12 protein-coding genes and 6 tRNA genes are annotated in these 13,754 nt (G+C 69.1%); 10 read left to right on the top strand and 8 right to left on the bottom strand.

Annotated elements, in window-relative coordinates; genetic code table 11:
• Positions 1 to 98 precede the first annotated feature (98 nt).
• Both ACYVK3_RS17755 and ACYVK3_RS17750 read left to right on the top strand, forming a co-directional pair.
• Positions 99 to 1,568, top strand: a complete 1,470-nt coding sequence (locus tag ACYVK3_RS17755) for an efflux MFS transporter permease (protein WP_460498661.1) — start codon at positions 99 to 101, stop codon at positions 1,566 to 1,568.
• Between the two features lie 93 nt (positions 1,569 to 1,661).
• Entirely contained in the window at positions 1,662 to 2,306 is a 645-nt protein-coding gene (locus ACYVK3_RS17750) for a TetR/AcrR family transcriptional regulator (protein WP_460498660.1), read from the top strand.
• Between the two features lie 78 nt (positions 2,307 to 2,384).
• Here the strand turns inward: ACYVK3_RS17750 and ACYVK3_RS17745 are convergent.
• The 4 genes from ACYVK3_RS17745 to ACYVK3_RS17730 form a co-directional block, all read right to left on the bottom strand.
• Positions 2,385 to 2,485: transfer RNA gene (locus ACYVK3_RS17745), tRNA-Gly, on the bottom strand.
• Positions 2,486 to 2,543: 58 nt separating this feature from the next.
• Positions 2,544 to 2,644: transfer RNA gene (locus ACYVK3_RS17740), tRNA-Gly, on the bottom strand.
• 158 nt (positions 2,645 to 2,802) lie between these two features.
• Positions 2,803 to 2,878, bottom strand: a tRNA-Gly gene (locus tag ACYVK3_RS17735).
• Positions 2,879 to 2,935: 57 nt separating this feature from the next.
• Positions 2,936 to 3,604, bottom strand: a complete 669-nt coding sequence (locus tag ACYVK3_RS17730) for a GNAT family N-acetyltransferase (protein ID WP_460498659.1) — start codon at positions 3,602 to 3,604, stop codon at positions 2,936 to 2,938.
• A gap of 108 nt (positions 3,605 to 3,712) precedes the next feature.
• Between ACYVK3_RS17730 and ACYVK3_RS17725 the strand changes: the two genes are divergently transcribed.
• The 4 genes from ACYVK3_RS17725 to ACYVK3_RS17710 all read left to right on the top strand — a co-directional run bounded on the left by ACYVK3_RS17725 (position 3,713) and on the right by ACYVK3_RS17710 (position 7,381).
• On the top strand, positions 3,713 to 4,048 hold the full coding sequence (locus ACYVK3_RS17725) for an ArsR/SmtB family transcription factor (protein ID WP_460498658.1): 336 nt from the start codon (positions 3,713 to 3,715) through the stop codon (positions 4,046 to 4,048).
• Positions 4,048 to 4,293 carry a hypothetical protein gene (locus ACYVK3_RS17720; RefSeq protein ID WP_460498657.1) on the top strand — a complete coding sequence of 82 codons (246 nt, stop codon included), beginning with the start codon at positions 4,048 to 4,050 and terminating at the stop codon, positions 4,291 to 4,293. Before ACYVK3_RS17725 ends, ACYVK3_RS17720 begins: the two co-directional genes overlap by 1 nt.
• Before the next feature lie 156 nt (positions 4,294 to 4,449).
• Positions 4,450 to 6,828, top strand: coding sequence for a phosphoketolase family protein (locus tag ACYVK3_RS17715; protein WP_460498656.1), 2,379 nt, complete (start codon positions 4,450 to 4,452; stop codon positions 6,826 to 6,828).
• A gap of 76 nt (positions 6,829 to 6,904) precedes the next feature.
• Positions 6,905 to 7,381: a DUF4188 domain-containing protein gene (locus ACYVK3_RS17710; RefSeq protein ID WP_460498655.1), complete on the top strand. Its 477-nt coding sequence runs from the start codon at positions 6,905 to 6,907 to the stop codon at positions 7,379 to 7,381.
• Here the strand turns inward: ACYVK3_RS17710 and ACYVK3_RS17705 are convergent.
• A complete protein-coding gene (locus ACYVK3_RS17705; protein ID WP_460498654.1) occupies positions 7,378 to 8,355 on the bottom strand; it encodes a phosphotransferase family protein in 978 nt (325 codons plus the stop codon). The genes ACYVK3_RS17710 and ACYVK3_RS17705 overlap by 4 nt on opposite strands.
• Before the next feature lie 174 nt (positions 8,356 to 8,529).
• Between ACYVK3_RS17705 and ACYVK3_RS17700 the strand changes: the two genes are divergently transcribed.
• Complete coding sequence (locus ACYVK3_RS17700) at positions 8,530 to 9,000, top strand: Hsp20/alpha crystallin family protein (RefSeq protein WP_460498653.1); 471 nt, start codon at positions 8,530 to 8,532, stop codon at positions 8,998 to 9,000.
• A 106-nt stretch (positions 9,001 to 9,106) separates the two neighbouring features.
• On the opposite strand, the gene ACYVK3_RS17695 is transcribed toward ACYVK3_RS17700, so the two are convergent.
• The 3 genes from ACYVK3_RS17695 to ACYVK3_RS17685 form a co-directional block, all read right to left on the bottom strand.
• Positions 9,107 to 9,180 (bottom strand) — tRNA-Cys (locus ACYVK3_RS17695).
• 50 nt (positions 9,181 to 9,230) lie between these two features.
• Positions 9,231 to 9,302 (bottom strand) — tRNA-Val (locus ACYVK3_RS17690).
• Positions 9,303 to 9,328: 26 nt separating this feature from the next.
• Positions 9,329 to 9,401: transfer RNA gene (locus ACYVK3_RS17685), tRNA-Gly, on the bottom strand.
• A gap of 126 nt (positions 9,402 to 9,527) precedes the next feature.
• Here ACYVK3_RS17685 and ACYVK3_RS17680 point away from each other — a divergent pair.
• From ACYVK3_RS17680 to ACYVK3_RS17670, 3 genes are read left to right on the top strand one after another with little or no spacing between them, the layout of a single operon-like run.
• Positions 9,528 to 11,870 (top strand): Tex family protein, encoded by a 2,343-nt coding sequence (locus ACYVK3_RS17680; RefSeq protein ID WP_460498652.1) that lies wholly within the window; start codon positions 9,528 to 9,530, stop codon positions 11,868 to 11,870.
• Positions 11,871 to 11,879: 9 nt separating this feature from the next.
• Entirely contained in the window at positions 11,880 to 13,022 is a 1,143-nt protein-coding gene (locus tag ACYVK3_RS17675) for a sensor histidine kinase (protein ID WP_460498651.1), read from the top strand.
• Positions 13,019 to 13,690 (top strand): response regulator transcription factor, encoded by a 672-nt coding sequence (locus tag ACYVK3_RS17670; protein WP_460498650.1) that lies wholly within the window; start codon positions 13,019 to 13,021, stop codon positions 13,688 to 13,690. Before ACYVK3_RS17675 ends, ACYVK3_RS17670 begins: the two co-directional genes overlap by 4 nt.
• Positions 13,691 to 13,754: the final 64 nt, after the last annotated feature.

The following is a 13,754-nucleotide window of genomic DNA, read 5'->3' as shown; positions in this document are numbered from 1 at the left end:
ATGTTGTCGACCTCCGAATGGAACGGATCATTCCGGTCTGTTATAGTGGAATCAAGCGTTCCGTTCCTATCAATTCGGATGACCTCCTGGAGGCCCCAGTGACCGTCCTAGCCGACCCCCAGCCCGCAGCGGCCCCCGCCGCCCCGAGCGAGACCGTCGAAGAGCCCCGTTTCCCCCGCCGCTGGTGGGGCCTCCTCGCGATCCTCGCCGCGACCCTGCTCAACCTCCTCGACGCCTCGATCGTCAACGTCGCGGCCCCGTCGATCCGGGCCGAGCTCGGCGGCAGCGCCGCCACGATCCAGTGGCTCGCCGCCGGCTACATCCTCGCGCTCGCCATCGGGCTCCTCACCGGAGGACGGCTCGGCGATATGTTCGGCCGCAAGCGCGTCCTCATGGTCGGGCTCGTCGGCTTCCTCGGGTCCTCGCTCGCCTGCGGAGCGGCCGGCTCAATCGAGGTGCTGCTCGCCTCGCGAGTGGTCCAAGGCGCGTTCGCGGCGATCATGGTGCCGCAGTGCTTCGGGCTCATCCGCGACATGTTCGGGCGCGAGCTCGGCAAGGCCTACGCGCTGTTCGGGCCGCTCATCGGGCTCGCCTCGATCGCCGGGCCGGTCGTGGCCGGGCTGCTCATCGACGCCGACGTCTTCGGCACCGGCTGGCGCTCGATCTTCCTGATGAACCTGCCGATCGGCCTCGCCGCCCTGGTCCTGGGCGCCAAGATCCTGCCGGCCGGAGCGCCGAGCGTCAAGGGCCTCAAGCTGGACCTGGTCGGCGCGCTCGTCGCCGCCGCGGGCATGTGCATGCTGCTCGTGCCGCTGGTCGAGGGCCGCGAGCTGGGCTGGCCGACCTGGTCGCGGGTGATGCTGGTCGCATCGGTGCCGCTGCTGGGCCTGTTCGCCCTCGGCCAGGTGCGGCGCTCGCGCTCGGGCCGGACGGCGCTCATCGAGTTGAGCGTCTTCTCCAAACGCTCCTACACCTCGGGCATCGCGTTCGTCGTGGTCTTCTTCGGCGGGGTCACCGGCTTCACGCTGGCGGTCGGACTCTTCCTCCAGCTCGGCCTCGGCTTCAGCCCGCTGAAGGCGAGCCTGGCCATGGCGGCCTGGGCGGTCGGCGCCTTCATCGGCTCCGGGGCCAGCGCCGGGCTCGCGCCGAAGCTCGGCCGCAACATCCTCCACGTGGGACTGATCGGGATGACGGCCGGCCTCGCGATCCTGTTCTTCCAGTTCGGCGGCGAGGCGGCACCCGGCGTGTGGTCCCTGTCGCCGGCGCTGCTGGTCTACGGGATCGGCATGGGCATGATCTTCGTGCCGCTGTTCGGCATCATCGTCGGCGACTTGGAGGACCACGAGATCGGCTCGGCTTCGGGCCTGCTGGAATCGTTCCAGCAGGGCGCTGCGGCCCTCGGAGTCGCGGGCCTTGGCACGATCTTCTTCAGCCAGTTCGCGATCGGCGCCGGCGAGGGCCAGGCCATGTCGGCGGCTCAGTCGGTGACCGGGCTGACCATCGGCCTGACCGTCGTGGCCTTCGCGGTGGTCTTCGGACTGCCGAAGCGGGCGCGCGACGAGCACTGAATCGGTTACGGCGAAGCCGCGGACCCGGCCGGGTCCGCGGCTTCGCCGTAACCGATTCAGAACAAAACACTCTGTTCCAGTTAGGATGAGTATATGACCGACAAGCCGCTGAGCGGGCGCAAGGCCCAGGCAGCCCGCAACGACAAGCTCATTCTCGCGGCCGCCCGCGAGGTCTTCATCGCCGACCCCGAGGCGCCGATCGCCGACGTCGCCAAGCAGGCGGGCGTGGGGATCAGCGCGCTGTACCGGCGCTATCCGAGCAAGGACGATCTGCTGCGCAAGCTGTGCAGCGATGGGCTGGCCCGGTATACCGAGCTGGTGAAGGAGGCGGTCGAGTCGGAGGAGGCCCCGTGGGACGCGTTCCGCGCGTTCATGCGGAACGTCGTCACCGCGGATACGCCCTCGATGACGGTCAAGCTGGCCGGGAGGTTCGCGCCGACGGAGGACATGTTCAAGGCCGCGGCGGAGGCCGACGAGCTGAACCGGGCGCTGATCGGGCGGCTCAAGGAGGCCGGCCTGATGCGGGCCGACGTCGAGACCGGGGATCTGGCGCTCATTACCGAGTCGGTCGCCTCGATCGATCTGGGCCAGGCCGAGCGGAGCACTGAGCTGCGACTGCGGTGCCTGGAGCTGCATCTCCAAGCGCTGCGTGCGCCCGGCTCCGGGCCGCTGCCGGGAACGGCCCCGACCGAGGAGGAGATGGGCGCACGCTGGGTACCGAAGCACACGCGGAAGTAGTGGACGAGCTTGAGAGGCACCCGATATAGGTGCCTCTCTGCTTATGGCGCGACAAAGCCCGGCTCGCAGGCCGGGCACTGGAGCGGACGACCGGGATCGAACCGGCGACCTACACCTTGGCAAGGTGTCGCACCAGCACGAAGTGCTGCCAACAGCACCGCCAACTGCGCTACGCCCGCACCCCGAGCCGACCGACGACACCGCACAACGACAAAGCCCGGCACGCAGGCCGGGCACTGGAGCGGACGACCGGGACCGAACCGGCGACCTACACCTTGGCACGGTGTCGCACCAGCACGAAGTGCTGCCAACAGCACCGCCAACTGCGCTACGTCCGCGCCCCGAGCCCACCGACGACACCGCACAACCTACACCTTGGCACGGTGTCGCACCAGCACGAAGTGCTGCCAACAGCACCGCCAACTGCGCTACGTCCGCGCCCCGAGCCCACCGACGACACCGCACAACGACAAAGCCCGGCTCGCAGGCCGGGCACTGGAGCGGACGACCGGGATCGAACCGGCGACCTACACCTTGGCAAGGTGTCGCGCTACCAACTGCGCTACGTCCGCATTCCGCAGGTTGATCCCGCGAACGCTCAATACTTTAGCGCATCGTTTCCCGCTTGTTCAGGGGGCCTTCGGCGCCTCGTCTGTGAGACCGAGCATCTTCAGGACGTCCTCGTCGAGGCCCTCGATCGCGACTTCGCGGCGGCGGCCGGCTTCCCAGTCCTCGCGGCTGAGCCGCCAGCGCCGCTCGAGGCGTCGCTGGTCCTGCACAACACAGAACTCGATGCCGTCGGCCTTGTAGCCGAGCTTGCGAGACACGCCGGCCGACGGCTCGTTGCCGTCGAAGGAGGCGCTGGTCGCCCATTCGGCGCCTATGCCGGCGAAGCCGAAGTGGAGGACGGCGGCACGCATCTCGGTGCCGATTCCTTTGCCCTGGTGTTTAAGACCGAGCCAGGAGCCGGTCGTGACCTCGCGCGTGATCGAGAATCGATCGCCCCAGATCTCTTGGAGCCCGACCGGCTCGTCCTCGTGGAAGACCGTGAAGGGCAGCTTCCATCTGTCGGCCTCGTAGGCGCCGACCGTGCGGAGATACCACAGCACTACGCTGCGGGCGCGCTGCTCGGGGGTGGTGTCGGTCCAGGGGAACACGAAGGGCATGAAGTCCGGCTGGTGGACGCCCTCGGCGGCGACGTCGGCCAGCGCGCCGAGCTCCTCGAGGTCGGGCAGGCGCAGCTCCAGCCGCTCGGTGCGCAGCCGCAGCCTGTAGATCGGGAGGTGGTCGGTGAGCATGGGTCGATTCTGCTGGTGGCGCGGCTCACGGGCAAGCGAATTAGCCTTGACTTGCGTACACTTCTTACACATGTCAGAATGTACTGACATATACTAGGGATGGTTGACATGAGCTCTGAGGAACTGACCGGCGCGGAGCTGGTCGCGGCCTTCGCCGCGCTGGCCAATCCGCACCGCTTGCGCATCCTCGGTGCGCTCGCCGACGGCAGGCAGTACGTGAGCCTGCTGGCCCGCCAGCTCGGCATGAGCCGCCCGCTGCTCCATATGCACCTCCAGAAACTCGAGGCCGCGGGCCTGGTCACCGGCGAGCTGGAGCTGTCCGAGGAGGGCAAGGCGGTCAAGTACTTCGAACCCACTCCCTTCTCGTTCCAGATCACCCCGCAAGCCATCAAAGCGACCGTGCCGACTCTGCCCGAGTCGGCTGACCGAAAGGAAACCGACTGATGTCCACCGCGAACGCCGGGATGCTCTTCGTATTCGGCTTCGGCCTCCTGGTCACAGCCATCGTCATCGCCGTGATCGTCTACGCGGCCTCGTCCGCGAAGGCGAAGGCATCGGCCGCCCGCGAGGCCAACTACCGCGAGCTCGCCGAGAAGACGAGCCTCGACGCCGCCGAGATCAAGGCCTCGCTGGCGGAGATCAAGGGCCGGGTGTCCACCATCGAGCGGATGCTCAAGGAGGTCGAATGACCGGCCGCGGCCGGCGGTCACGGGACCTCGTAGCGGCCCAACGGCCCTGGCCGCTTCGTCGCGTCCTCTCCGGTCAGGGCCCGCGTGCGGCGAACAGCCGAGAACAATTCGCTCGAACAGTCCACAACCAGTGCCCGATACGGCAGTCTCGGACTCATGAGCACTTCCGAGAGCAACCTCCAGACTCCCTTGCCGGCGGACGAACTCGAGCGCCTCGATGCCTACTGGCGCGCGGCGAACTATCTGACCGTCGGCCAGATCTACCTTCTCGACAACCCGCTGCTGCGCGAGCCGCTCCGGCCCGAGCACATCAAGCCTCGCCTGCTCGGCCACTGGGGAACGAGCCCGGGCTTGAGCCTGCTGTACGCGCACCTCAACCGGTGCATCAAGATCCGCGACCTCAACATGATCTACGTGGCCGGTCCCGGCCACGGCGGTCCCGCCCTGGTGGCCAACACCTGGCTGGAGGGCACCTACCCCGAGCGGTACCCCTCGGTCGACCACTCCGAGCAGGGCATGAAACAGCTGTTCCGGCAGTTCTCCTTCCCCGGCGGCATCCCCTCACACGTGGCCCCCGAGGTCCCCGGCTCCATCCATGAGGGCGGCGAGCTGGGCTACGCCCTCTCCCACGCCTACGGCGCGGCGTTCGACAACCCGGACCTGACCGTCGCCTGCGTCATCGGCGACGGCGAGGCCGAGACCGCCGCACTGGCGGGGTCCTGGATGTCGAACATCTTCCTCAACCCGGTCTCGGACGGCACCGTCCTGCCGATCCTGCACCTCAACGGCTACAAGATCGCCAACCCGACCATGTTCGCCCGCATCTCCGAGGAGGACCGGAACTCGTTCTTCCGCGGCTGCGGCTACGAGCCGTTCACCGTTGAGGGCGACGACCCGGCGGCGGTGCACCAGCAGCTCGCGGCGACGCTGGACACGTGCTTCGACCGGATCGCCGAGATCAGGTCCGAGGCGAGACGCCACCCGGCGAGCCCGCCGCGTCCGCGCTGGCCGATGATCGTCCTGCGCACGCCGAAGGGGTGGACTGGGCCGCATGAGGTCGACGGCGTCCCCGTCGAGGGCACGTGGCGCTCCCACCAGGTACCGCTCGCGGCCGTCCGCGACAATTCCGAGCACCTTGCGGCATTGGAGGAGTGGATGCGCTCCTACCGTCCCGAGGAGCTGTTCGACGCCACCGGCGCGCCGGTGGCGGAGCTGCTCGACTTCGCCCCGCGGGGCACGGCCCGCATGAGCGCGAACCCCCACGCCAACGGCGGGCTCGTCCTGCGCGACCTGGTCCTGCCGGACTACCGCTCCTATGGCGTCGAGGTCGAGGGCCACGGCCACACGATCGGCGAGGCCACCCGTGCGCTCGGCGCGTGGCTGCGCGACGTCATCGCCGCCAACCCCGACCGGTTCCGCCTGTTCGGGCCCGATGAGGTGGAGTCCAACCGGCTCGGCGCGGCCTTCGAGACCACCGATCGGCAGTACGAGGCCGAGCTGTATCCGACCGATGTCGGCCAGGCGCCGCACGGGCGCGTCATGGAGGTGCTCTCGGAGCACTTGTGCGAGGGCTGGCTGGAGGGCTACCTCCTGACCGGCCGCCACGGCCTGTTCACTTCCTACGAGGCGTTCATCCACATCATCGACTCGATGTTCAACCAGCACGCGAAGTGGCTCGAATCGAGCAACGAGATCCCCTGGCGCCGGCCGATCGCCTCGCTCAACTACCTGCTGTCCAGCCACGTCTGGCGCCAGGACCACAATGGATTTTCGCATCAGGATCCGGGCTTCATCGACCTCGTCATGAACAAGAAGGCGGACGTCGTGCGCGTCTACCTCCCGCCGGACGCCAACACCCTCTTGTCCACGATGGACCACTGCCTGCGCTCGCGCCAGTACGTCAACGTCGTCGTCGCCGGCAAGCAGCCCGCGCTGCAGTACACCAGCATGGAGGAGGCCGTCCGCCACTGCGAGCGGGGCCTGGGCATCTGGGAGTGGGCCTCGAGCGACGACGGCACCGCGCCCGACGTCGTCCTCGCCTGCGCCGGCGACGTCCCCACCCTGGAGGTCGTGGCCGCCGCCGACCTGCTGCGCACGCATCTGCCGGATCTGCGCGTCCGCGTCGTCAACGTCGTCGACCTCATGCGGCTCCAGCCCGACACCGAACACCCGCACGGCCTGCCCGACCGGCAGTTCGACACGGTCTTCACCACCGACAAGCCGGTCATGTTCGCGTACCACGGCTATCCGATGCTCATCCACCGGCTCACCTACCGGCGCACCAACCACCACAACATCCACGTGCGCGGGTACAAGGAGGAGGGCACCACGACCACGCCGTTCGACATGGTGATGCTCAACGACCTCGACCGGTACCGGCTGGTCATCGACGTCATCGACCGCGTGCCGGGCCTGGGGCAGAACGCGGCGGGGGTGCGTCAGCGGATGGTCGACGCCCGCCACGCCGCCCGCGAGTACACGCGGGTCCACGGCGCGGACATCCCCGAGGTCGCCGAATGGCGTTGGCCGCACTGAGCCGTGGGTGACACCGTCGGCACGTGCGGTTAGCCTTGAGCAGAGGTGTCCCCTACTCCCCCAGGGAGGGCCGCACGTGCCCAGAGTCCACCCCGGCCGCGTCGTCGTCGACTACGACGAGGACCTCGTCGTCTTCACCGTCGGCATGCGCGTCAACAAGATCTGGAAGGTCCACAAGTGGTGGCCGGTCTTCACCTCGATGCCGCGGATGCTCCGCGAGCTCGAGGCGGAGCCCGGGCTCGGGCTCCTCGACTCGCGGACCATGTTCGGAGGCAGGGTCGTCATGGTGGTCCAATACTGGCGCAGCGCCGACCACCTCGAACGCTTCGCGCATTCCCGGCAGCACGCGCATCGCGGCTTCTGGAAGTGGTTCAACAGCGCGATCAAGGACAACGGCGACGTCGGGCTGTGGCACGAGCTGTACAAGGTCTCGGCGGGAGATTACGAGACGTCCTACATCAATATGCCGCCCTACGGGCTGGCCAGGGCCACCGCGGAGCGACCGGCCGAGCGGACCGACCCCGACGAGCACGAGCACGCGGAGGAGCGCTAGGACTCCAGCGCGGCCAGGTCCTTGACGAGCTGTTCCGAGGCCCACCGCTGCTGGTTCGCGGTCTGCTCGGGGCCGTAGCCGCGGACCTCGCATTCGACGATGAGCATCAGCCAGATGTAGAGGCGGTACAGGCGCAGCCGCCGGATCTCGTCTTCGACCGGCGCCCGGCCGAGGAACGCGTCGACCACGCTGTCGGCCTCCGATCGCGGAATGAACGCGGTGAGCGAGGCCAGCTCGGCCACCGGATCGCCGTAGAAGGCCCGCTCACCGTCGATGAATGCCTCGACCTCCCAGCCGGAGCCGCCCCGCCGCACGAAGATGTTGCCGTCCCACAGGTCATAGTGGACCAGTCTGGGGTGTCGGACCGTGTCGAGCAAGGGGCGGTGGGCGGCGATCAACGACGCGATCTGCGCGGCGGGCCTGGGCAGCTCCGTGCCGAACTCCGCCGCGTCCGCGAGCACATCGTCGATGATGGCCGTGAAGGACTCGGCCCAACTGGAGGACCGCGTGCGGCCGTCCTTCCTGGGATAGCCGAACAACTCCCCCTCGACGGCGCCGATCCGGGCGCTGAGCTCGCCGATCTGCCGCCGCAGGGCCGGCAGTTCGCCCTCGGGGATGTCGGCCTTGCCGTGCTGGAGATTGACGCCTTGGAGCCGGTCCATGATCATCAGACCCGCGGTCGCGTCGGCATGCCAGAGCTTCGGCAGCGGCACCCCCGCCGGGGCGGCCCGCTCGAAGAACTCGATCTCATGCGCCATCAGGTCGACCTCGTAGCGCATCAGCTTGAGGTCCACGTCGGGAGCGACCTTGACGACCAGGTGGCGCCCGTCGGCGAGGGCGACGGCGTGCGCGGCGTTGAAGAAGCCGTCGGTGAACTCCTCGTGGCCGACCACTGCGACGTCGCCACTGAGGCGCTCGCGGACGAGCGCCTCGACGTCGGCGCGGCAGAGCCTGGGGCGGATGGCGATTTGCATGGCGACATTCTTCCCGCCTGGGGAGCGCTTTCGCAACCGCGATCTCGAGCGGCCGGACCGTCGCAATGAGTGATGCACGCCACGGCGGAAATATTCGGCGGGCCCGATTCGTCTTAGCTGTCGTTAGCACTCTCAAGGTTCGAGTGCTAATCGCAATGAAGGGAGACCACCACCATGATCGTTCGCTACCAGCACCCTCTCGCGGCGTTCCGGCAGTTCGACAGGGAGTTCGAGCGCCTGGTCCGACGCGGGTTCGGTCAGCGGGCCGTGCAGTACTCGCTTCGCGCCGACGTCTACACCGAGGGTGATGACGCCGTCATCACCGCCGCGGTGCCGGGCATCGACCCCGAAGACGTCTCGGTGTCGCTGGAGGGCCGCCGCCTTTCGATCACCGCCGAGCGCCGCGAACGCGAGACGGCCGAGGGCGACCGCTACATCGTCCGCGGCCTGACCCCCGGCAGATTCCGCCGCGAGTTCACCGTCCCCGAGGGCACGGAGCCCTCGCAGGTGAGCGCCGACCTGGCCGACGGCCTGCTGACCGTCCGCATCGCGGGCGCCGTCAAGCCGGCCCCCGAGGCCCGGCGCATCCCGATCACGAGCGCCAAGCCCGCGATCGAGGGCGAGGCCGCGACCGAAACCGAGTAATCGAATACCAGAGCGCGAGGGGCGGTCCCGGAATTGAACCGGGGACCGCCCCTCGTCGCTTTGCGAACGCTGTATGAGAAATCGGCGACACGCCGATGACGACACTTGGAGGTGGGTACGGGAGTCGAACCCGTGTGGACGGCTTTGCAGGCCGCTGCCTAACCACTCGGCCAACCCACCCCGATGTGAAGAGAGCCCGGGCCTTAGCGACCCGGGCCCCTTCACAGCTGTGGACGATACTGGGATTGAACCAGTGACCTCTCCCGTGTCAGGGGAGTGCTCTCCCGCTGAGCTAATCGTCCGGGATGTGGTGCTCTTTCGAGCTCCGAGCGGACGACCGGGATCGAACCGGCGACCTACACCTTGGCAAGGTGTCGCGCTACCAACTGCGCTACGTCCGCATGTCATCAGGAGGTTTTCGCTGCCCCCCGGCGACGGGATAGAACTTTACCCAATGCCCGCGAGAGCGTCCACTCGGGGGTCCGGTCCCACGGCTTCGGGCGCCGTTGTCGCAGCACTCTGGCAGAATGCCTCGCGTGGCTCAAGCTATCGATCAACGCATCGCCGAAGAACTCTCGGTCGGCGCCCATCAAGTCCGCGCGGCCGTCGCCCTCCTCGACGACGGCTCCACCGTCCCCTTCGTCGCCCGCTACCGCAAGGAGGCCACGGGCGGCCTCAGCGACGAGCAGTTGCGCACGCTCGAGGAGCGCCTCGGCTACCTGCGCGAACTCGACGCCAGGCGCGCCGCGATCCTGGAGGCGGTCCGCGAACAGGGCAAGCTGACCGATCAGCTGGCCGCGCAGATCGACGCGGCCGACACCAAGTCGCGCCTCGAAGACCTCTACGCCCCGTACAAACAAAAGCGCCGGACGAAGGCCCAGATCGCACGCGAGGCAGGCCTGGAGCCGCTCGCCGACGCGCTCATGAGCGATCCGACGCAGGACCCCGAGACCGCCGCGGCGGGCTTCCTCAACCCGGAGGCCGAGATCAACGACGCCGCCGCGGCGCTGGCAGGGGCGCGGGCGATCCTCACCGAGCGGTTCTCCGAGGACGCCGACCTCATCGGTGAGCTGCGCGAACGCATGTGGCAGCGCGGACGCATCGTCTCCAGGGTCCGCGACGGCGCCGAGGAGCAGGGCGCCAAGTTCTCCGACTACTTCGACTTCTCCGAGACGTTCACCACCCTTCCCTCGCACCGTGTCCTGGCGCTGCTGCGCGGCGAGAAGGAGGAAGTGCTTTCTCTCACACTGGAACCGGGCGAGGACGAGTCCGCTTCGGACGACTTCCAGGGGATGATCGCCGCGAAGTTCGGCATCAAGGACGCCGGACGCGCGGCGGACGCGTGGCTGGCCAAGGCCGTCGGCTGGGCGTGGCGCACGCGCATCCTCATCAAGCTCGGCGTCGACCTGCGGATGCGGCTGTGGCAGAACGCCGAGGACGAGGCCGTCAAGGTCTTCGCCGCGAACCTCAAGGATCTGCTCCTGGCCGCGCCGGCCGGCCCGAAGACCGTCATGGGCCTGGACCCCGCCTACCGCACCGGCGTCAAAGTCGCCGTCGTCGACCCCACCGGGAAGGTCCTGGACACCGCCGCGGTCTACCCGCACCAACCGCAGAACCAGTGGGACACATCACTGGCGACGCTCGCGGCGCTGGTGCGCAAGCACGGCGTCGAGCTCATCGCCATCGGCAACGGCACCGCCTCCCGTGAGACCGACCGGCTCGCCGGCGAGCTCGTCGCGGCCCTGGCCGGCAAGGCCGAGCTGGCGAAGCTCGTGGTCTCCGAGGCCGGCGCCTCGGTGTACTCCGCCTCGGCCTACGCCACCAAGGAACTGCCCGAGCTCGACGTGTCGCTGCGCGGCGCCGTCTCCATCGCCCGGCGCCTCCAGGACCCGCTCGCCGAGCTGGTGAAGATCGATCCCAAGCACATCGGCGTCGGCCAGTACCAGCACGACCTCACCGAATCCAAACTCACCAAATCCCTTGAGGCGGTGGTCGAGGACGCCGTGAACGCCGTCGGCGTCGACCTCAACACCGCCAGCGTCCCGCTGCTGAGCCAGGTCTCCGGCCTCAGCGAGGGCGTCGCGGCCAACATCGTCGCCTGGAGGGACGAGCACGGCCGCTTCAACGACCGCAAGGACCTGCTGAACGTGGCTCGTCTGGGGCCGAAGGCCTTCGAGCAGGCCGCCGGGTTCCTCCGGATCCCGGGCGGATCGAATCCGCTCGACGCCTCCGCCGTCCACCCCGAGGCCTACCCGCTCGTCGAGCGGATCCTCGCCGGCACCGGCCAGGACATCACCGGGCTCCTCGGCAACGCCGGCACCCTGCGCAAGCTCAAGCCGGGCGACTTCGCCGACGAGCGCTTCGGCGTCCCGACGATCTCCGACATCCTCGCCGAGCTCGAGAAGCCGGGCCGCGACCCGCGCCCCGAGTTCAAGGCGGCCACGTTCAAGGAGGGCGTCGAGAAGGTCGGCGACCTCGAACCCGGCATGATCCTCGAAGGCGCGGTCACCAATGTGGCCGCCTTCGGCGCGTTCGTCGACGTCGGCGTCCACCAGGACGGGCTCGTGCACATCTCGGCGCTGGCGAACCGCTACGTCGAGGACCCGCGAGAGGTCGTCAAGCCCGGCGACGTGGTGCGGGTCAAGGTGCTGTCGGTGGACGTGGCGCGCCAGCGCATCTCGCTGACGATGCGGCTCGACGACGAGCCCGAGGCCGGCGGCGGCAAGGAGCGCGGCGGCGGCGCGGGTCAGCGCGGCAAGGGCGGCAAGGGCGGCGGGAAGCCGAGCCGGCAGCGGGGCGGCCAGCCTCCGCAGCAGCAGCCGCAGGGGGCGATGGCGGAGGCACTCAGGCGCGCCGGCCTCACCAAATAGGCTGGAGGCGTGTTCGACCGCTACTCCGACCGCAAGGGCGACCTCATCGTCGGCACCGCGGTGGCCGCACTGGTCTTCGTGTGGAGCGCGATCGACGCCGCGCTGTTCTCGCCCGAGGGCGAGGCGCTCGCCGAGCCGCTCGCGTGGGCGGCGGCCGTCGTCGCCTGCGCGGTGCTGTTCGTCCGCAGCCGGTACCCGCTCGCGGTGGCGATCACCACCTTGGTGTGCGTCGTGGTCTACTATCCGGCCTCTTCCATCGACGGGCCGACGCTGGCGCCGTTCGTCGTGGCCTTGTACACGCTGGCGGCGCTGGGCCGCACACGCGCGGCGTCGGCGGTCGCCGCGGCGGCGTTCCTGGTGCTGCTCATCCCAGAGGTCCTGAGCGGCTTCGCGCACGTGTCGCCGATCGAGACGATGCTGATGTCGGGCTGGTTCGTGTCGATCGTCGCGCTCGGGGCGCTGGTGGCGAATTACCGCGCCTACCGCGCCGAATCCGAGGTCGCGGTCAACGAGACCCGGCGCCGCAGCGTCGCCGAGGAGCGGCTGCGGATCGCCCGGGAGCTGCACGATGCCGTGGGGCACCATCTGTCGCTGATCAACGTGCAGACGAGCGCCGCGATGCGCAAGCTGAAGAAGGATCGCTCGTATTCGACCGAGGAGACGCTGAAGGTCGTCGCCGAGACCAGCCGGCTGTCGCTGCGGGAGCTGCGGTCGCTGGTAGGAGTGCTGCGAGAGGCCGGGGAGGACTCGCCGACCGGTCCGGGGCCGAGCCTCGCCCAGTTGCCGTCGCTGGTGGCAGTGGCCGAGGCCACCGGCCTGGAGGTGACGCTGCGCCAGGACGGGCACGCGGAGCTGCCGGCGGCGGTGGACGCGGCGGCCTACCGGGTGGCGCAGGAGGCGCTGACGAACGTGATCAGGCACGCGAACGCGGAGCGGGCGTGGATCAACGTCGTGACCGGGACGACGACGCTGGCGGTGAGCGTCGCCGACGACGGTACGGCGCCCGTCAAGGCGGGCAAGGTGGCCGCCGGGAACGGTCTGACCGGGATGCGTGAGCGCGCCGAGGGGCTCGGCGGTACGTTCGACGCGGAACCGCGCGAGGACGGCGGTTTCATCGTGGAGGCCACGTGGCCGTTGGAGGTGCAGCCGTGATCCGAGTGATGCTGGTGGACGACCAGCGACTGGTGCGGGCCGGGTTCGCTTCGATCCTGGGCGACGAGGAGGACATCGAGATCGTCGCGGAGGCGAACGACGGCGGCGAGGCGCTGGAGCTGATCCGCAGGCACCGCCCCGACGTGGTCCTCATGGACATCCGCATGGCCGGTGTCGACGGTCTGGAGGCGACGGAGCGGATCGGCGCCGACCCGAGGCTCGAAGGGGTCAAGGTCGTCATCCTGACGACGTTCGACGAGGACGACTACGTGTACCGGGCGCTGCGGGCGGGCGCGAGCGGATTCCTGGTGAAGGACACCGACCCCGACGAGCTGATCCACGCGGTGAGGGTCGTGGCCGACGGGGAGGCGCTGATCTCGCCGAAGGTGACGAGGAGGCTCATCGGCGAGTTCGCCGGGAGGATCGCCAGGCCCGAGCCGAGCCCGCGCCTGAACGCGCTCACCGAGCGCGAGGCCGAGGTGCTCAAGCTGGTGGCGACGGGGATGAGCAACGACGAGATCGCGGGCGCGCTGTTCTTGGCGCCCGCGACGGCGAAGACGCACGTCAGCCGGATCATGTCGAAGCTCTCGGCGCGCGACCGCGCGCAGTTGGTGGTCACGGCCTACGAGTCGGGTCTGGTGCGCCCGACCTGGACCGACGGCGAGTAGTGCGACCCGGGGAGTACGCGGGCAGGCGGCGCTGACGCCTGGGTGGTAGGCCGATTGCCTCTGC

The sequence above is a fragment of the Glycomyces tarimensis genome (assembly GCF_054776215.1).
The sequence above is the reverse complement of the archived record's forward strand: the minus strand, read 5'-3'. Positions and strand labels throughout refer to the sequence as shown.

Bases quoted from the DNA above. Each gene is read 5' to 3' on its own strand.
- ACYVK3_RS17680 (WP_460498652.1), top strand. From the start codon at position 9,528: ATGCCTCGCGTGGCTCAAGCTATCGATCAACGCATCGCCGAAGAACTC.
- ACYVK3_RS17725 (WP_460498658.1), top strand. From the start codon at position 3,713: ATGAGCTCTGAGGAACTGACCGGCGCGGAGCTGGTCGCGGCCTTCGCC.
- ACYVK3_RS17715 (WP_460498656.1), top strand. From the start codon at position 4,450: ATGAGCACTTCCGAGAGCAACCTCCAGACTCCCTTGCCGGCGGACGAA.
- ACYVK3_RS17700 (WP_460498653.1), top strand. From the start codon at position 8,530: ATGATCGTTCGCTACCAGCACCCTCTCGCGGCGTTCCGGCAGTTCGAC.
- ACYVK3_RS17705 (WP_460498654.1), bottom strand. From the start codon at position 8,355: ATGCAAATCGCCATCCGCCCCAGGCTCTGCCGCGCCGACGTCGAGGCG.
- ACYVK3_RS17750 (WP_460498660.1), top strand. From the start codon at position 1,662: ATGACCGACAAGCCGCTGAGCGGGCGCAAGGCCCAGGCAGCCCGCAAC.
- ACYVK3_RS17720 (WP_460498657.1), top strand. From the start codon at position 4,048: ATGTCCACCGCGAACGCCGGGATGCTCTTCGTATTCGGCTTCGGCCTC.
- ACYVK3_RS17730 (WP_460498659.1), bottom strand. From the start codon at position 3,604: ATGCTCACCGACCACCTCCCGATCTACAGGCTGCGGCTGCGCACCGAG.